The sequence below is a fragment of the Shewanella sp. SM32 genome (genome assembly GCF_025654235.1).
Taxonomy (GTDB): Bacteria; Pseudomonadota; Gammaproteobacteria; order Enterobacterales; family Shewanellaceae; genus Shewanella; species Shewanella oncorhynchi.
In genome coordinates, this window is sequence record NZ_JAKKRO010000079.1 from 1 (window position 1) to 16,603 (window position 16,603).

Sequence of the window (16,603 nt, forward strand, 5' to 3'; positions counted from 1 at the left end):
ACACAGCCAGCTAAATTTTGTCTCACCAGGGCAACGTCATGCACTGCAAGATGGCGCTATTTTAGCGAAGCGCAAGAAAGTGCTTGAGGCGGCGAAGGAAAGAAAACCGATGCGTTGGTCTACAGAGATCAGAAATTGTGAAGCGGTTGGCGCTGTAACACTCAACCCAGATAAGGCACCAGAAGAAGGCGTAATAAATGCAGCTTAATATTTAAACAAAGAGTGACAACTATCTTGAAAAACACCGCAGGTTGGACACTGATATTCGAGACCCATATAAAGCTCCAAAAATAAGTTAAGCTTCAGAAAAATGAGGAAGCTCCAAAAACAAAAATCGGGTACTTGACCCGATTCTATTATTCATAATTTCACTATGATGACTAAACTGGAATGACTACAAAAAAATAAATCCACACAACACAGCTCCCAGTGCCAAACGGTAAATAACAAACGGGGTCATTCCCATGCGGCTGATGATTTTCAAGAAATAATGAATACATGCATAAGCTGCAACAAAGGAAATAAAAGTGCCTAAGATCAATGCTTGATAATCAATTGGCAGCGCGCTTTCCGCTAAATCTTTACCGACTAAAATTGCCGCGCCTAAGCTCACAGGCACTGACATTAAGAATGAAAAGCGAGCCGCAGCATCTCGACTCAAACCTAGCATTAGCGCCGCGGTCATAGTGGCACCAGAACGTGAAGTCCCAGGGATTAAAGCAAGCGCCTGCGCGAAACCAATTAACAAGGCTTTGCGCCATCCAGTCTGATAGATTGTTAAATCGCGGCGCGACATCTTATCAGCCCACCACAGCAATAAACCAAAAACGACTGTCGTGACCGCGATAACCTCTGTATTACGTAGGTGAGTTGCAATAAAATCCTTAGCCATAAAACCAAAAAATACAGAGGGTAACGTCGCCAGAATAATCCACCATGCCAGCTTGCTGTCTTCGGATTGCTGACCTTTAAAAATGCTTGCAACCCAAGCATTAAACATAGTCCATAACTCGTGTCTAAAATAAATCACCACAGCAAATAACGACCCTGTATTCACCGCCACGTCGAATGACAAACCTTGATCTTCCCAGCCTAAAAGCTGAGCAGGCAGAATTAAGTGAGCAGAACTAGAAATAGGTAAAAACTCAGTTAGCCCTTGAATAAGCGCTAAAATAATGACCTGAAACGTATCCATGACAATCCTATCAATAAATTAAAACGTCAGCCCTTGGGGCCATTCAAACATCACAGGCCAAAGCCGCTGCGACTCTTTATCATACTCTTGCCACAAACTGGCATAGCTTTTATCAACCAAGGGATGAATCAATTCCGGCGCTAACTCGGCTAATGGCCATAACACAAAGGCATTATTAACTATCTCTGCACGGGGGAGCGTAACGGGCGTTTCACATACCACATGGTCATAAAGCAGCAGGTCTAAATCTAAAGTTCTTGGGCTAAATTTCTTCGCCCCGACAAGCCGGCCGTGATTCTGCTCGATTTGCTTAAACTGCGCAACTACCGCAGCAATATTAAGGTCAGTTTCAGCACTAGCAACCATATTCAAAAAGTTAGTGCCACTAAAACCTACCGCTTCACTTTCATACATAGAAGAGAGGCGCAGCGGCCCAAAACACGCTCGCAGCGATATTAATCCCGCTTGCAAATGCTGTTCAGGCTCGATATTGCTACCTAGGCTGATATAAATACGTGCCATGCAATGTCCAATTTATCTGAAGATAAACATGATTTCTTAATCAACAGTCGAGTTGATCAAACTCTTATCTAACGTGAACGCTCTATCTCAACGCCAACCGATGCCGCAGTAGCTACTGCCCCCGGCTTCATCACGACAACTTTCACCCAAGTCACGTTAAATTCTTGAAGTAAGCAATCCGCTACGCGCTCGGCAACCGTTTCGATTAACTCGATTGGATGTTCAGTAATAAGTTCTGTTAATCGACTAGAAACTGTCTCATAGCAAAGTGCATATTGATAATCGTCTGTCGCAGCGGCTGGTTTGTTATCCCACGCCATATCTAAATCTAGCAACAGGCTCTGATGGATTGTCTTTTCCCACTCATAGACACCAATCACAGTATCAACGCGTAATTGCCGTATAAGTACTTTATCCATGCTTTCTCCAACTAACTTACTACTATGAGGTCTGATAAGCTAAAAGCGATCCTAGCTGTATAATCCGCAATCTTCTGACAGATAACTAATTTGCTTTCTACTCGAGCCAATCCACAGTAGGATAACGCCCTAAAAGGATTTGCTCATTCAGAAAATATCTCAACCTCAAATGGGCGAGTTATTCCACAAACCTATAGCGGGATTGACAACTGAGTCAGCTTTTTAAATTGTTGCGCGATAATACCTTAAGACGCGTAAGGAAACCAATGTGAGTCCATTAACACTGACACTTTTGATGATTTTGGCCGCCTATTTGGCAGGTTCAATCTCGAGTGCTGTGCTGGTTTGTAGAATGAGGGGTTTACCCGATCCAAGATTACAGGGTTCAGGTAATCCGGGAGCCACCAATGTACTGCGAATTGGCGGCGCGAGTTCGGCTGCCATGGTGTTGTTTTTCGACATGCTCAAAGGCGCCCTGCCATCTTATTTAGCCTATCTGATGGGCATAGATGCAGTCTCACTCGGACTTATCGCTATCGCCGCCTGCCTTGGGCATATTTATCCCGTGTTTTTTGGATTTAAGGGGGGGAAAGGTGTCGCAACAGCTTTTGGTGCTATGGCTCCCATTGGCGATGATTTAGCCATTTGCTTAATGGCATCTTGGATTGTTCTACTCTTAATTAGCCGCTACTCGTCCCTTGCAGCCATTCTGACGGCATTGCTTGCACCACTTTATACTTGGTGGTTAGACGACAGATTTACCATTCCCGTTGCCATGCTATCGACGCTTATCATTATTCGTCATAAAGACAATATCCAACGGCTACTTAAAGGTGAAGAGTCAAAAGTTTCACGTAAAAAAACGCCTAAAAAATCTTAATGTGACAACATTATCCCAATAAAAAACTGCGCTATAAGCGCAGTTTTTTGTCTCAACATAACCTATCAACATCAAAGGCGTTTTATGCCACCGGTGGCAAGGTATCTAACAGCCATCTTGGCTGGCCTTTTACCGCCAAATCTTCGTGCTGCCCTGCCTTTAAACGCTGCAATCCTGCAAAGGCAATCATAGCGCCGTTATCGGTACAAAACTCACCACGGGGATAAAATACTTGTCCACCAAGCGAGCTCATCATTTCGGCCAAGGTTTCTCTTAAGCGCGTATTCGCACTCACGCCACCGGCAATCACTAAGCGGTTATAGCCTGTTTGCTTCAGTGCACGGCGACATTTAATCGCTAGCGTATCAACCACAGCTTCCTCAAAAGCACGAGCAATATTGGCTCGAGTCTGTTCATCCTTAGGTTCGGCAGCAATGGTATTAGCAGTAAAAGTTTTTAGACCCGAAAAGCTAAAATCGAGTCCAGGTCTATCGGTCATAGGCCGCGGAAACTTATACCCTGCAGGTAAACCTTTAGCAGCAAGCTTTGCTAAACGCGGACCGCCGGGATAATCCAGCCCCATTAACTTAGCTGTTTTATCAAACGCTTCACCCGCAGCATCATCGACAGACTCGCCTAATACTTCATAGCGGCCAATTCCATCGACTTTAACCAACATAGAATGGCCACCAGAGACCAATAAGGCCACAAATGGGAACTCGGGCGCGTCATCTTCAAGCATAGGCGCCAGCAGGTGCCCTTCCATATGGTGAACACCGATTGCAGGCTTGTCCCAAGCAAACGCCAGTGACCGCCCCACGCAGGCGCCAACAAGCAAAGCACCAATCAAACCTGGGCCCTTGGTATAGGCAATCCCATCGAGATCAGCAATTTCAGTATTTGCATCTTTCAGCGCTTGACGAATAAGCGGCACAATTTTGCGCACATGATCACGTGACGCCAACTCAGGCACCACACCACCATAGTCAGCATGCAGCTTAACCTGACTGTATAAAGTATGAGATAATAAGCCCAGTTCATCGTCATAGACGGCGATACCTGTCTCGTCACAGGATGTTTCAATACCTAAAACCCGCATGGTGTCTCATCAATTGCTAACTAAAGGGCGCCAATTCTACCTGCAAGCGCTCGATTACTCCAGTCGCGCAGGCCATATTGAGTACACTATAGGACTGAGCTCAGTTTTAGGGCTTTACAAGCCTAGGTGTCTCGGTATAAAATTCCGCACCATTTTAAATAGACTTGGTTCGAGCAATTGAACCAGAACAACCTACACCTAAGGGGTGATGGCGTATGCCAATTATTAAAGTACGTGAAAACGAACCATTCGACGTAGCTCTGCGTCGTTTCAAGCGCTCTTGTGAAAAAGCTGGTATTTTAGCCGACGTGCGTGCTCGTGAATTCTACGAGAAGCCAACTACTGCACGTAAGCGCGCAAAAGCAGCTGCAGTTAAACGTTTAGCTAAGAAGCTTTCTCGCGAAAACGCACGTCGCGTACGTTTATATTAATCTCATATGAGCCTAATTGATCAGCTAAAAGACCATATGAAACAGGCCATGATCGCCAAAGAGAAGGCGCGCTTGAGCACTATTCGTATGGCATTAGCCGCCATCAAGCAGATTGAAGTGGATACCCGCGAATCTCTGACTGATGAACAGGTTATAGCGGTCTTAACCAAAATGGTGAAACAACGTCGTGACTCGATTGCTCAATTTGAAGCAGCGGGTCGTAACGAGTTGGCCGACGTGGAAGCAGCAGAGATTCAAGTTATTGAAGCTTTCCTGCCTACCCCTCTTACAGAGGCGGAAATCGCGGCGCTCATCGATGCAACTATTGTAGAAGTAGGTGCATCCGCCATGGCGGATATGGGCAAAGTAATGGGAGCATTGAAATCTAAAGTGCAAGGACGTGCAGACATGGGCGCTATCGGCGCTATGATCCGTGCTAAATTGCAATAATTAGCGTTTCACTGTATGAACAAGCCGTGCCTATGCGCGGCTTGTTTGTTTAAATTCGCGCAAGGCGGGATTTTAAGCACTCAATGGCAATACCTCGTGATTTTATCAATGAGCTAATCGCTCGCACTGACATAGTCGAACTTATCGATCGTAAGGTGCCCTTGAAAAAGGCGGGTAAGAACTACTCGGCCTGTTGTCCTTTTCATAGCGAAAAATCACCTTCGTTTACCGTCAGCCGTGATAAACAGTTCTATCATTGCTTTGGCTGCGGTGCTCACGGCAACGCCATCGATTTTGTGATGGAGTATGACCGACTCGATTTTATTGATGCCATTGAAGATTTGGCGGGCCAGCTTGGATTAGAGGTTCCCAGAGAACAAGGCACAGGCAAGCGACATGATGACGGTTTAAGCCGTGACTTATATCAACTCATGGAAGAAGCGAGCCTTTACTTTCAAAACCAACTTAGACAACACCAAGATAAACAAAAAGTTATCGATTATCTTGCCTATCGCGGTTTATCCGATGATGTAGTAGAACATTTTGGTATTGGCTTTGCGCCAGACGGTTGGGATGGCTTATTGGGCCGCTATCGTCAGAATCAAGATGCGCAGGATAAGTTACTGACTGCGGGGATGTTAATTAGCAACGACAGTGGGAAACGTTACGACAGATTTCGTGACCGCCTCATGTTTCCTATCCGCGACAGGCGCGGACGAGTCATTGGTTTTGGTGGCAGAGTTTTAGGTGATGGCACACCCAAATACTTGAATTCTCCAGAAACGCCCATATTTCATAAGGGCAATGAGCTTTATGGTCTCTATGAACTAAAGCAGCGCTATCGCGATCCAGACAAAGTACTGATCGTTGAAGGCTATATGGATGTGGTGGCATTGGCGCAATTTGGCGTCGATTATGCTGTCGCATCATTAGGCACCTCGACCACAGCAGAGCAATTTCAGCTTTTGCTGCGCAGCGCTAAAGAAGTGATTTGCTGTTACGACGGCGACAGAGCAGGTACTGAAGCGGCATGGCGCGCCTTAGAAACGGCATTGCCATTATTAAAGCCGGGCGATCAAGTGCGATTTATGTTCCTGCCTCAGGCCGAAGATCCTGATTCTATGGTACGTAAAATTGGTAAAGATGCATTTGAAACCTTAATGGACTCTGCCATTGCACTACCCGAGTTTCTATTTGACACGTTAGCGACAAAATACGGTACAGATAAAGGCAACTTAGCGAAACAAGCTTTTATCTTAATTGAAAAAATTCAAGACACTGTGCTGCAAAATTTACTGCTTGAGAACTTAGCTCACAAGTTAGGAATGAACAGCTCAGAAGATATGAAAAAGAAGCTAGGCTTTAGCGTGAAACAAGCTAACCCAATGGCAAGTAAAGGATTAAAAGGACGCGGTACACCATTGCGACTCGCCATCGCACTGTTAGTACAACATCCTAAACTGGGTATGGGTTTACCCCCACAACCCGCACTCGCCCACTTGCAGATGCCAGGCATAGAATTGCTGCCACTGTTATTGGAGATGACTCGAGAGCAAACGTTAAACAGCGCACAACTACTTGAACAATTCAGAGAGCACCCTTACAGCGGCACTCTCCATAAATTGGCCCAATGGGACCATCAAGTGGCGGATGAAAACTTGCTCGAAAAGTTTAAACAAACCCTGGTTTGGTTGAACAATCAATATATTGAACAACGATATCAGGAATTGAGTCTAAAGCAGACTCATACAAAAGAAGAGAAGATGCAGCTCTCGAAGCTGATCTCAGTCATGAAAGGGTTAAACTGAGGCAAAAATGTCCTCATTCGCTACCCCAGTGACTAGCACAGACATGTGCACACGGCTATAATTGACGATTTGCGCGGCACTTGGCTTATGCTAAGTGTCCGTCGTTGTAACAGTTTCCCAACTTGGATGATATCTATGGATCATACTCCGCAGTCGCAACTTAAGCTGTTGCTTGCCAAAGGTAAAGAGCAAGGTTACTTAACCTATGCAGAAGTGAACGATCACTTACCTGCAGACATGGTCGATTCTGACCAGATCGAAGATATTATCCAGATGATAAATGACATGGGTATCCGGGTGTTCGAAGAAGCCCCCGATGCCGATGACATGATGATGTCGGAAGACAACACAGACGAAGATGCAGCAGAAGAAGCCGCCGCAGCACTGGCAACAGTGGAAAGCGAACTTGGCCGCACAACCGATCCCGTGCGCATGTACATGCGTGAAATGGGTACCGTTGAGCTTCTGACTCGCGAAGGCGAAATTGTTATCGCCAAACGCATCGAAGAAGGCATCAACACAGTTCAAAGTTCAGTCGCCGAATATCCACAAGCGATCGCTATGATCCTTGAGCAATTCGACCAATTTGAAGCCGACGAACTGCGCTTATCTGATATTATCTCTGGATTTGTAAACCCGGACGAAGATGACGTCGCCCCGACCGCCACTCACATCGGCTCAGAATTATCTGAAGAAGAGCTGGACGATGAAGATGACGAAGAGGATGACGATGACAGCGAAGATGAAGAAGAAGGCAACAAAGGGCCTGATCCTGAAGAAGCTCGTGAAAGATTCGGTCAACTCAGAGCCGCTTACGAAAGCGCACTGAAAATTATCGAAGCTAAGGGCCGTGAACACCCTGAATCGGTAAAAGCCCTCTTCGAAATCGGCGAAATATTCAAAGAATTCCGCTTAGTGCCTAAGCAGTTTGACCGTTTAGTCAAAAGCATGCGCACTATGATGGACCGCGTGCGTGTTCAAGAACGTTTAGTATTAAAACTGTGCGTTGAACAAGCCAAAATGCCGAAGAAAAACTTCGTCAAATTCTTTACCGGCAACGAAACCAACCTCGATTGGTTCAATACTGAGAAAGCCTCAACGAAACCTTATGCCGAAGGCCTAAGAATGGTTGAAGATGATGTCATTCGTTGTCGCAGCAAACTTGCTGCAGTAGAAGAAGAAACTGGCTTAGCGATTTCTGCCATAAAAGACATCAACCGTCGTATGTCAATCGGTGAAGCCAAAGCACGCCGTGCGAAGAAAGAAATGGTTGAAGCGAACTTACGTCTAGTAATTTCTATCGCGAAGAAATACACCAACCGTGGTCTGCAATTCTTGGACTTAATCCAAGAAGGTAACATTGGCTTAATGAAAGCCGTAGATAAATTCGAATACCGTCGTGGTTACAAATTTTCGACCTATGCAACTTGGTGGATCCGTCAGGCGATTACCCGTTCTATCGCCGATCAAGCGCGCACGATTCGTATTCCAGTACATATGATCGAAACGATCAACAAGCTGAACCGTATCTCTCGCCAAATGCTACAGGAAATGGGCCGCGAGCCTTCACCTGAAGAACTGGCTGAGCGTATGATGATGCCGGAAGATAAGATCCGTAAGGTACTGAAAATAGCTAAAGAACCTATCTCCATGGAAACCCCAATCGGTGACGATGAAGATTCGCATTTAGGTGATTTTATCGAGGATACTACCCTCGAATTACCACTGGATTCAGCGACCAGCGAAAGCTTGAAAAACGCCACTCACGAAGTGTTAGCAGGTCTAACCGCCCGTGAAGCGAAAGTACTGCGTATGCGTTTTGGTATCGATATGAACACTGACCACACACTTGAAGAAGTGGGTAAACAGTTCGACGTGACCCGCGAGCGTATTCGACAAATTGAAGCTAAAGCGCTGCGCAAGCTTCGCCACCCTTCACGCTCAGAAATATTAAAATCGTTCTTAGATGAATAGTTGGATATAAAATCCACACTAAGCTAAAACGACAAAGCCCTGCTCTTGCAGGGCTTTTTTATGTCACTAATCCGTCTTCACTAAGGTCACAACCTGTAATAGGATAAAAATAGCTAAGCGCACACCCGATAAATCAATAAAGTTGATTAACAGATAACCACTTGAATCAATTAGGTGAATTAGAAGCAAAAACACCAGTGACAAGCGCAAACAAGCTTAGTATAATTCCACTCGCTTTAGACAGTGACGACTGTCTTTAGTCGGCCCCTTAGCTCAGTTGGTTAGAGCACACGACTCATAATCGTTAGGTCCACGGTTCAAGTCCGTGAGGGGCCACCACCCAATACAACGAAGAAGCCCATTGATTCAATGGGCTTTTTTGTATCTAAAGCACACCCATTCTCACCTTCGAAATACCTGAACCTAGGAACGATCGCACCTATATCGCACAAACTGCATGCAACCCCATGCAAAAGGGTGCAAAACATCAGTCTAACCAAACTTCAAGGCAATTCAAGCTACAAATTTATTCTATCTAAAATGGAACACGCATTAGGTCGTGTCAGCATCTTAGAATGATAAAAGTTAGGGAGTTAATAGAGTGCAAAAAAACGAAGCTGAAGATGACCCGAAAAGAGTAAAGCGACGCTCTAACGCGTCGCTTAAGATGAAAGTATCAATCTTGACGAGTCCAGTGTTCAACTCGTCCAATTACAGCATTTTTTAATAATGCTTACTTACCTGATAAAGCGTATGCAACTTATAGAAGTTCAATGGGCCTGAGAGCAAAGAAATAAAGGATTAGGCCCAATATCAACATGCTATAAGCCAATACCCGTCAGCCAACATTTAGGTTTTTTTTCCTTTATCAGCCGCCCCTCCATAGAGTCTTCAACTACCATTTCTACATGTTGACTATTATCTGTCCTCTCATTCCCCCCCGTATTTCCCCACATCACGGTTCCAAGATTTTGCTTTTTGGTCGAGGACTTCGATTCTGACTCAAGTGCATATTGCTTTGCTGAAGAAATAAAATTTTCAATATCCTCGGCCGTGTAGCGTACAAGACTACCAATCTTAATAAAGCTTGGTGCATGCCCCAGCTCAATTGCAGTTGAGCCCTTAGCTCGACTCTTCTGTAATGCGCTAACTGACATAGACAACCTCATCGCGGTTTGTTTTTCGGTGTATAGCCTTACATCTGACATCAAATAACTCCTAGTGGGTAGACCCGCGAAGAATATCTGGTGCGTAAAAAAAACAAAAAAAACGATTATGTTTGGTCTAGAAATCTTGTGCACACTCCTCATTAATTTTTTTATGCATAATCGAAATTTCTGCCTTTTGAAAAAAATTTGCATGCTATTGCCATCTTAAACAACAAAAGGCAAAACAAATGAAACTCTACCAACTTATGTGGGATCTTCTACTTCATACATTCAACCTGATTATTGTGGGATCGCCAAACGACGATGTCATTCAACAGTTTCACAAAACCTTCAATGTCAGCGGGAGCGGAAATGAGCCGCAGAACAAAGACCTTAAATTGATCCAGGTTGTTCACGAATGGCACTCAGGTAAACGAAAATATCTGACCGTTTCAGTGAAAGATATACCTAACTTTTACATTCGGATTTTAGATATCAAAAACTTCCAAAATAACGATACTAACGAGCTAGTCCCCAACAGCCTAGCAGCCATGAGTTTTTATAGCAGAGTGAGAGAAAGCAGCACGGGGAAATTGAAAACAAGGAAAATTTGCGACCTTACGCCAAAACAAGATTTGGATAACGTTATTTCAGCTCATCTACTTAAACTCGCCAAACCTCAATTCCACTTGACCTCCACAAATCTCCTAACGCTTGATGAGTATCTGAAAGAATATGAAGTGGTTTTGATATCAAAAAACCCAAAAACAGCGCGAAATAAAATCAATATCATCCGTTATCACTTCAAACAATTCCTAGCATATCCTATTGATAAAATAGACTTAAAATTACTAATTCTCTGGAAGGAAAGCCATATCAGAAAGCTAACAACAAAACAGAAACAACAAAGTGAATGTCCATATGATTTGGCAGAATCAACACTTAAAGGCGCAATTTCATCACTCAGAGCAGCTTTACGATCGGCTTCCGCATCACCATTTCATAATTATAAAATTCCGGAGGAGATCATTCACACCAGCGAGCTTAAATTTATTCCCAAAAACTTGGTGCATAAATATTACAGCCAAGAAGAGCGAGTAGAAATTTACCAAAAATTATTTGTACGAGACCGGAACAAACTGCTTGGAAAAATAGGTTCCTGCCCGTTCTACGACTACCTGACACCTCTAATTTTAATTTGCATCTACTTAGGGTTAAGGCCGAGCTATGCACTAAAAATCAAAAAAACAGATATTTATTGGGAAAGTAACATGCTGATTATTCGAGGAGATAAGGGAAAAGTTAAGCAGCCGCAATACACTCCATTGTGTAATGGCCTCGATGTTATTATTAAAGAATGGTTACAACACCCAATTCACTCCTCAAAAAGTCAATGGCTTTTCCCTAATCCAATTGATCATAAATCACACCTAGTAGACTACAGTAAATTAGTCAAAAACTTCAAAAAAACGCTGAGTTTTGAACACTTTGACTTTACAACTGTTCGTCATACATCTGCGACACATTTTCAATCTGGGGGCCATGATATCTTTAAAACGCAACGGTTCCTTGGCCATGGAAATGTCACGACAACGTTGCGATATTCGCATCATACGGATTTGGATATCAAGCGTTGTTACACTCAATACTCCGAGATGGTAGATAACGAGATCCTTCAGGCCAGAGCACTAGTAGCAGGTACGAAGTAACGTCAAAATCTCGTAACTCAGAATATGACGGTATAAATTTAACGACAGAACAGTGAAATTCTCATCGTGCGTTTCTAGTTACTCAGGACATACTTTCCTGCAAAGCGAGAAACCACGATGATGCAATCGACTGCGTTTGAACAACAAGCCCACAATCTGCTGATGGTCTTCGAATTAATGACTTATGTGATTAAAAAAGAGATGCCTGATAGCGACACCTTTTCTTACGAGGACAACGTTGAGCAAGAAATACTCCTGCACATGCTTAAACAACGCTTAGTGCGTGAAAAAATGTCCGCCGTTCAGATTGAACTCGCAATTTCATTTGCTGAGCAATTTATGCAAACAGGGCTAATTTCCATGGCACAGACCTAAGTAAAAGTTGAAAGGCCAAATCAATAGGAGTAATAAATGGAACACTCAACTTTTATTTATGTAAATCAGCTTAAAACATTTAGTCCTTGGAATGAATACTGCAAAGTCGTGTTGCTTGCAGATATTAAACTGAACGACCAAACCTCAATAGAGCTGCTGTTTACACGCTACATTTATCTTCACTTAAATATAGATGGTTATGTTCTAGGTGTGAGTATTAGCCAATCTATTTTTGAGGAGCATCCTGAGTTTAGCTCTCAGTTTTTAAACGACTTAGAAATGATGCAGCTATTACTCATGTATGTTGATGATATAACAAATTTTTGCCAATTATTTGCCGCAGAGTTTGAGTATGTCTTAGGGTATCACCCGACAGTCTACTTTGAAGCCGCGGAACAATATTGGGAAAAGCAGATTATTGAAGCACAATCTAACGCGCCTCAATAATCACCTACTAGCGAACCTCACGGTTCGCTTTTTTTATTTGCTTATAGCCTTAGCTCAATCTAAGTCGCCAACGCCCACAAACAGCGAACTATCAGATAAAATCGGCAATACACTGCACTACAGTATCCGACCGGCAACCCACGTCTCCAATACATCAGCCAGTTTAATGAGTTGTTCTTGATGCTTGGATTTATTTTTCGCTAGGTTTTGGATATTCAATAGCTTCCATCTCACCGCAGGTAGTGCCGCAACGCTCGGTTCATCAAACAATGACCAATCAGGCTGACCCTGTTTAAAGGATAATAAAAAGTCTCTGTCTTTTGCAGTAAAGTGATGCTGCAACGCTGTTAGCATTTCTGAGCGAGTTAAAATCAGCTCATCGAGTTTAATCGGCTTTGTCGTCATTCCATTGAATTCAGTTTGAAAGCTTTCATCAAGCGGTTTCCAGCGTGGAGACATCACTTCATTAATAGGCCTTGGATGGCTAAGTGTATAAGTGAGAAAACCGACTAAAATCTCTCGACTGATCCCCTCTTCCGCCAGCAGCATTTTCACATCGAATAGATCCCTTGGGTGCTGCCTATCCATCGCTGCACATAACTTACCACCGTATAGATCAGGCAGGCTTATAACCGGTATCTCTGCATACCCAAATTCTTCTTCAACTAACTCAACGACTGGCATTAATACCGCTTTGTGCAGCGTACCTCTCGCAACAGGAGAGACTTCAATTTTTATTGTCACTCTATCACTTGTCACGACGACCCTGAGCTCATCATATTTATTGTCTTGAAATACTGCACTAAGGTTCGGTTGTAGATTGATCTGCGCAGTCAAACGACCAAGCGCTTCCTTCACACTTTGTAGCGCTTGTTCCCTTGGCTCCAAAGGAAGATAAGCCAAATCGATATCGACCGATAAACGTGGGAAGTTGCGTACAAATAGGTTGATAGCCGTACCGCCCTTTAGGGCAAATACCTTCTCTTGGGCGACGAGCGGCAGCATCCGAATAAGCAAGGTCACTTGCTGGTAGTATATCGATGACTTATTCATATTGATTTTCTTCTGTCTTAATAAACGATGCAGGCACTGTTATTTGATACCGTCCATCGTAACGGCCATGAGCTACCACCTGACGCTTTCCCGCACCAAGCGTGATTTGCTGCTCATCTAGCCTTTTGCTCCACTGGTGTTGATAGTAGTGGCCTAAAAAGAGAAATACGCGATTAGCTTGTACGGCTTCACTTCGATTCAGTATTGACTGTATTTTACGTGGGCTGAGATTCACTAACCCTTGAAACAGCTCCGCGGCATGCTCAAAACTGATATGTTTGCCAATGGCATTGACGACCTCATAGGCTGCAAGCTCCGCACAACTTGCCTTAACCTCTCTATTGTTCACCCCTATAGTAATAAAGTCTTTTTCCAACGTTTGGGTCAGCTTGCTACTGGTATAAAAAAGCCAGTTTTGCTCCTCCAATTCGCGGAACCACTTTGGCAAAGCCTGCTTACTTTGACAGCCAACCCAAACTTGCTCGCTGCTTAGTTGAAGATAATGACTAAGCCCTTGATACGTTAGGCTACTAACTCCCGCAAGATGAACAGGAAGCTTTAGCTGCTCATTCACAGCCTTGAGCGCTTCAACCCAATGAGGCTGTAACTTGCCTGTTGACTCAGGACGAACGTAAACCCCCGCACTTATCTTGTACAACCAACCACTCTGCACATATTTTCTCACCAAAGATGAGCTGATCTCATTTTGTGTCAACCACGACTGAAGCACTACCGCACCAGGACTCGTATGATTAATCAGCCAGTTTATTTTTGAGGACATAGTTGCACCATAAGTACCAAAATATAGAGTAAATTAAACCAACTATAGAAGCAGAGTTTATAAATTGCAATTACTTAGTACCTTAGGTACATGTTTATCGAAAAATGCAAACTAGCAGAATGAGGGGATGATTAGTTACCATTAAAAGGCTAATAAGGGATTCTTACTTGCAACGTTAAACTTAACCCCTGAGCCGAAAGAATTTCCGGTGCCCAATTCTAGTTATTGATAAGGACAATAACGAGGAGTTAATAATGAGTCAGTCACCGTTTATTCGCGTATATCAACGTAAATCAAAAAGCCCTTGGGATGATCATAGTACCGTCTTGTTACTCGCTGACATTGACGAAAATGATAACAATCCTAGAGCCTTACAATTCACTCGATATATCTATCTTCATCGAGATATCAAAGGACAACACTTAGGCATTAGCATCAGTAAATCGCTTCTTGAGGAACATGCTGAGTTTGATACTCAGTATTTAATGGGCTTGGAAATGACGATGCTATTGTTGATGTATAAAGATGATATTTCTGCCTTTTGCGAGTTGTTTACCGCGGAGTTTCAACAGATATTCGGGTTGCCCCCGATTCTCTATTTTGACGCTGCCGAACAATTCTGGGCTGAGCAGATTATTGAAGCCGAAGCTTAAGCTAACATTCAGCAGTAATGTTAAGCGTTAGCCACTTACTCGCGAACCCGAAAGGGTTCGCTTTCATACTGCCAAAAAGAAGAAATGGATCGATAAAAACAGGAAGGTCGTTTATGAGAGGTACATTAAATGCACCATAAGCATCAAGTTCTTCTTTGCTGATCCCGAAATAGTCTGAAAAATAGATATTTACCCAATCCCTCTTTTTAATTTAGCGTCGCGCAGAGAGTGCGCTCCAATGCTTAGTTAGAATACAGACTCCTCAGACAGAGCTTTACCTATCCGAAACGAGACTGCACTTTTGTCTTCTGGCACTGAGTCTAACGCAAAAACTCGAACCACATTCTCAACTAGTACGCTAACGTCTTAGTATTTATGCGCTGGGCATAAATCGCTTGTTGGACTTGGCCGCTGCCACATCCAAGTAATTTGGTATAAATGATGCTATAAGAAATTGCTTTTTTGCGGTAGCGGTTTTTTATACTGTTTGATGGGTAATCACTTGATATCGTTTTACCTTTCTCATTGGCTCACGTGATTGCGGTTGGATAAAACTGATAAGGCCAGAGCTCTGTAGTATTACTAAAATTGGATCAATGTTTTGATGTTGGAGTTAGCTAGAGGTCATTGTGCTAAAGAGGAATGGGGCAGCTTAGAATCAAAGATAGCGACGAACATCCAGCTAAAACCGCAATATCAGTGTGATACTTTATTACTCTTCGACAATAATGCGTCCCCCATAGAGCACCAATGATAAAGCTGTCTAAAGATTGGTAGATGTTATCCATACGTTAGTTACCTAGCTAAAAGAAGTGGTCATTTATCCCAAAACTTGCCACTTTGATAGTCAGATCGTGCCTGACTCTCGCTATAGCTTTTATTGTCAATTTTGACACCGCCAATACCATTCGAGTGTTTGCTAATAAATTCATCTTCATCATCGTCATCTGACTGGCCAGAGCTAGACATTGCAATTAACGTCCCTAGCACCATGAAAACAGAGACTAATATCTCAACTGAAATCTTGAGAACGGCTATTAAAAAATTAAAAGACCATGTAGCTATAATCGGAATTGCTTTTAATAATCTATCTCTGAAATTCATAGTGCCCCCCTACCTTGGAATCCAATTCCCACGCAATCATAGATGATTGTATTGTATAACCCGACAGTGAAACTTTATATGTATCACAACTAAGGTAGTCCAATAGTGAACGGCTTTTAGCGTATTCATTTCCCAATCCCAAGTTTGTTCGCCATTTAACACCAAGTATATTAACACTCTGGTTTACTTAATCTTCTGAATCGCCACAAAAATCGTAGACACTTTGTAGCATTACTAAAATTGGGTCAACAGTCCAGTACCAAGCAGAGCTAGTTCAGTCATGCGAAACAGGGAATGGGGCATAAATGCCCCCTGTGTCAGGATTGTTGTCACCCCTAAATAATCATTATGTTTAAAGACAGGGTGCGGCAAAAGAGAACGATATGGCTCGGTATTCACCAGAACGTAAAGAGGCGATCCTTAAAAAATTATTACCTCCTCACAACTTAACGGTCGCAGAGGTCGCTCGGGAAGAAGGCATCGCGGTGCAAACCTTGTATCATTGGCGAGATATTGCCAGAAAAGAAGGTCGCCCCGTGCCAGGTAAAACATTAA

Annotated in this window: 18 protein-coding genes, 1 tRNA gene and 1 pseudogene; 12 read left to right on the plus strand and 8 right to left on the minus strand. The window is 43.4% G+C overall.

Annotated features, from left to right (window positions below; genetic code table 11):
* Nucleotides 1-208: pseudogene (locus L5M10_RS21220) on the plus strand (IS3 family transposase); the annotation flags it as partial.
* Between the two features lie 186 nt (nucleotides 209-394).
* Here the strand turns inward: L5M10_RS21220 and L5M10_RS21225 are convergent.
* The 3 genes from L5M10_RS21225 to folB all read right to left on the minus strand — a co-directional run bounded on the left by L5M10_RS21225 (nucleotide 395) and on the right by folB (nucleotide 2,136).
* Nucleotides 395-1,195: an undecaprenyl-diphosphate phosphatase gene (locus L5M10_RS21225; protein ID WP_263255856.1), complete on the minus strand. Its 801-nt coding sequence runs from the start codon at nucleotides 1,193-1,195 to the stop codon at nucleotides 395-397.
* Between the two features lie 18 nt (nucleotides 1,196-1,213).
* Nucleotides 1,214-1,717, minus strand: a complete 504-nt coding sequence (folK, locus tag L5M10_RS21230) for a 2-amino-4-hydroxy-6-hydroxymethyldihydropteridine diphosphokinase (RefSeq protein WP_263178094.1) — start codon at nucleotides 1,715-1,717, stop codon at nucleotides 1,214-1,216.
* Nucleotides 1,718-1,785: 68 nt separating this feature from the next.
* Nucleotides 1,786-2,136, minus strand: coding sequence for a dihydroneopterin aldolase (gene folB / locus L5M10_RS21235; RefSeq protein ID WP_263255857.1), 351 nt, complete (start codon nucleotides 2,134-2,136; stop codon nucleotides 1,786-1,788).
* A gap of 268 nt (nucleotides 2,137-2,404) precedes the next feature.
* On the opposite strand from folB, the gene plsY reads away from it, so the two are divergent.
* Nucleotides 2,405-3,016, plus strand: a complete 612-nt coding sequence (gene plsY, locus L5M10_RS21240) for a glycerol-3-phosphate 1-O-acyltransferase PlsY (RefSeq protein ID WP_028760867.1) — start codon at nucleotides 2,405-2,407, stop codon at nucleotides 3,014-3,016.
* A gap of 82 nt (nucleotides 3,017-3,098) precedes the next feature.
* Here plsY and tsaD read toward each other — a convergent pair whose 3' ends face one another.
* Nucleotides 3,099-4,115: a tRNA (adenosine(37)-N6)-threonylcarbamoyltransferase complex transferase subunit TsaD gene (gene tsaD / locus L5M10_RS21245; RefSeq protein ID WP_263255858.1), complete on the minus strand. Its 1,017-nt coding sequence runs from the start codon at nucleotides 4,113-4,115 to the stop codon at nucleotides 3,099-3,101.
* Between the two features lie 215 nt (nucleotides 4,116-4,330).
* Here tsaD and rpsU point away from each other — a divergent pair, with 215 nt between their 5' ends.
* The 5 genes from rpsU to L5M10_RS21270 all read left to right on the plus strand — a co-directional run bounded on the left by rpsU (nucleotide 4,331) and on the right by L5M10_RS21270 (nucleotide 9,117).
* Complete coding sequence (gene rpsU / locus L5M10_RS21250) at nucleotides 4,331-4,546, plus strand: 30S ribosomal protein S21 (RefSeq protein ID WP_006080725.1); 216 nt, start codon at nucleotides 4,331-4,333, stop codon at nucleotides 4,544-4,546.
* 6 nt (nucleotides 4,547-4,552) lie between these two features.
* Nucleotides 4,553-4,996, plus strand: a complete 444-nt coding sequence (locus L5M10_RS21255; protein WP_028760869.1) for a GatB/YqeY domain-containing protein — start codon at nucleotides 4,553-4,555, stop codon at nucleotides 4,994-4,996.
* 83 nt (nucleotides 4,997-5,079) lie between these two features.
* Complete coding sequence (gene dnaG / locus L5M10_RS21260; RefSeq protein ID WP_263255859.1) at nucleotides 5,080-6,804, plus strand: DNA primase; 1,725 nt, start codon at nucleotides 5,080-5,082, stop codon at nucleotides 6,802-6,804.
* A gap of 135 nt (nucleotides 6,805-6,939) precedes the next feature.
* A complete protein-coding gene (gene rpoD / locus L5M10_RS21265) occupies nucleotides 6,940-8,778 on the plus strand; it encodes an RNA polymerase sigma factor RpoD (protein WP_131523063.1) in 1,839 nt (612 codons plus the stop codon).
* A 262-nt stretch (nucleotides 8,779-9,040) separates the two neighbouring features.
* Nucleotides 9,041-9,117, plus strand: a tRNA-Ile gene (locus L5M10_RS21270).
* A 482-nt stretch (nucleotides 9,118-9,599) separates the two neighbouring features.
* Here the strand turns inward: L5M10_RS21270 and L5M10_RS21275 are convergent.
* Nucleotides 9,600-9,986 (minus strand): helix-turn-helix transcriptional regulator, encoded by a 387-nt coding sequence (locus L5M10_RS21275; protein WP_107404063.1) that lies wholly within the window; start codon nucleotides 9,984-9,986, stop codon nucleotides 9,600-9,602.
* Nucleotides 9,987-10,174: 188 nt separating this feature from the next.
* Here L5M10_RS21275 and L5M10_RS21280 point away from each other — a divergent pair, with 188 nt between their 5' ends.
* The 3 genes from L5M10_RS21280 to L5M10_RS21290 all read left to right on the plus strand — a co-directional run bounded on the left by L5M10_RS21280 (nucleotide 10,175) and on the right by L5M10_RS21290 (nucleotide 12,457).
* Entirely contained in the window at nucleotides 10,175-11,635 is a 1,461-nt protein-coding gene (locus L5M10_RS21280) for a tyrosine-type recombinase/integrase (RefSeq protein ID WP_107404062.1), read from the plus strand.
* A gap of 117 nt (nucleotides 11,636-11,752) precedes the next feature.
* On the plus strand, nucleotides 11,753-12,010 hold the full coding sequence (locus L5M10_RS21285) for a hypothetical protein (protein ID WP_012089077.1): 258 nt from the start codon (nucleotides 11,753-11,755) through the stop codon (nucleotides 12,008-12,010).
* A 36-nt stretch (nucleotides 12,011-12,046) separates the two neighbouring features.
* Nucleotides 12,047-12,457, plus strand: a complete 411-nt coding sequence (locus L5M10_RS21290) for a hypothetical protein (protein WP_263255860.1) — start codon at nucleotides 12,047-12,049, stop codon at nucleotides 12,455-12,457.
* A gap of 117 nt (nucleotides 12,458-12,574) precedes the next feature.
* Here the strand turns inward: L5M10_RS21290 and L5M10_RS21295 are convergent, their stop codons facing one another.
* Nucleotides 12,575-13,510: a nucleotidyl transferase AbiEii/AbiGii toxin family protein gene (locus L5M10_RS21295; RefSeq protein ID WP_263255861.1), complete on the minus strand. Its 936-nt coding sequence runs from the start codon at nucleotides 13,508-13,510 to the stop codon at nucleotides 12,575-12,577.
* Nucleotides 13,503-14,291 (minus strand): type IV toxin-antitoxin system AbiEi family antitoxin, encoded by a 789-nt coding sequence (locus L5M10_RS21300; RefSeq protein ID WP_263255863.1) that lies wholly within the window; start codon nucleotides 14,289-14,291, stop codon nucleotides 13,503-13,505. The genes L5M10_RS21295 and L5M10_RS21300 overlap by 8 nt, the downstream gene beginning before the upstream one ends.
* 254 nt (nucleotides 14,292-14,545) lie before the next feature.
* On the opposite strand from L5M10_RS21300, the gene L5M10_RS21305 reads away from it, so the two are divergent.
* Nucleotides 14,546-14,944 carry a hypothetical protein gene (locus tag L5M10_RS21305; RefSeq protein ID WP_263255864.1) on the plus strand — a complete coding sequence of 133 codons (399 nt, stop codon included), beginning with the start codon at nucleotides 14,546-14,548 and terminating at the stop codon, nucleotides 14,942-14,944.
* An 816-nt stretch (nucleotides 14,945-15,760) separates the two neighbouring features.
* Here L5M10_RS21305 and L5M10_RS21310 read toward each other — a convergent pair.
* On the minus strand, nucleotides 15,761-16,048 hold the full coding sequence (locus tag L5M10_RS21310) for a hypothetical protein (protein ID WP_263255865.1): 288 nt from the start codon (nucleotides 16,046-16,048) through the stop codon (nucleotides 15,761-15,763).
* A 383-nt stretch (nucleotides 16,049-16,431) separates the two neighbouring features.
* On the opposite strand from L5M10_RS21310, the gene L5M10_RS21315 reads away from it, so the two are divergent.
* On the plus strand, nucleotides 16,432-16,603 hold a 172-nt coding region (locus L5M10_RS21315), incomplete at its 3' end, for a transposase (RefSeq protein WP_263238167.1).

Bases quoted from the DNA above. Each gene is read 5' to 3' on its own strand.
- L5M10_RS21225 (WP_263255856.1), bottom strand. From the start codon at position 1,195: ATGGATACGTTTCAGGTCATTATTTTAGCGCTTATTCAAGGGCTAACT.
- folK (WP_263178094.1), bottom strand. From the start codon at position 1,717: ATGGCACGTATTTATATCAGCCTAGGTAGCAATATCGAGCCTGAACAG.
- folB (WP_263255857.1), bottom strand. From the start codon at position 2,136: ATGGATAAAGTACTTATACGGCAATTACGCGTTGATACTGTGATTGGT.
- tsaD (WP_263255858.1), bottom strand. From the start codon at position 4,115: ATGCGGGTTTTAGGTATTGAAACATCCTGTGACGAGACAGGTATCGCC.
- rpsU (WP_006080725.1), top strand. From the start codon at position 4,331: ATGCCAATTATTAAAGTACGTGAAAACGAACCATTCGACGTAGCTCTG.
- L5M10_RS21255 (WP_028760869.1), top strand. From the start codon at position 4,553: ATGAGCCTAATTGATCAGCTAAAAGACCATATGAAACAGGCCATGATC.
- dnaG (WP_263255859.1), top strand. From the start codon at position 5,080: ATGGCAATACCTCGTGATTTTATCAATGAGCTAATCGCTCGCACTGAC.
- rpoD (WP_131523063.1), top strand. From the start codon at position 6,940: ATGGATCATACTCCGCAGTCGCAACTTAAGCTGTTGCTTGCCAAAGGT.
- L5M10_RS21275 (WP_107404063.1), bottom strand. From the start codon at position 9,986: ATGTCAGATGTAAGGCTATACACCGAAAAACAAACCGCGATGAGGTTG.
- L5M10_RS21280 (WP_107404062.1), top strand. From the start codon at position 10,175: ATGAAACTCTACCAACTTATGTGGGATCTTCTACTTCATACATTCAAC.
- L5M10_RS21285 (WP_012089077.1), top strand. From the start codon at position 11,753: ATGATGCAATCGACTGCGTTTGAACAACAAGCCCACAATCTGCTGATG.
- L5M10_RS21290 (WP_263255860.1), top strand. From the start codon at position 12,047: ATGGAACACTCAACTTTTATTTATGTAAATCAGCTTAAAACATTTAGT.
- L5M10_RS21295 (WP_263255861.1), bottom strand. From the start codon at position 13,510: ATGAATAAGTCATCGATATACTACCAGCAAGTGACCTTGCTTATTCGG.
- L5M10_RS21300 (WP_263255863.1), bottom strand. From the start codon at position 14,291: ATGTCCTCAAAAATAAACTGGCTGATTAATCATACGAGTCCTGGTGCG.
- L5M10_RS21305 (WP_263255864.1), top strand. From the start codon at position 14,546: ATGAGTCAGTCACCGTTTATTCGCGTATATCAACGTAAATCAAAAAGC.
- L5M10_RS21310 (WP_263255865.1), bottom strand. From the start codon at position 16,048: ATGAATTTCAGAGATAGATTATTAAAAGCAATTCCGATTATAGCTACA.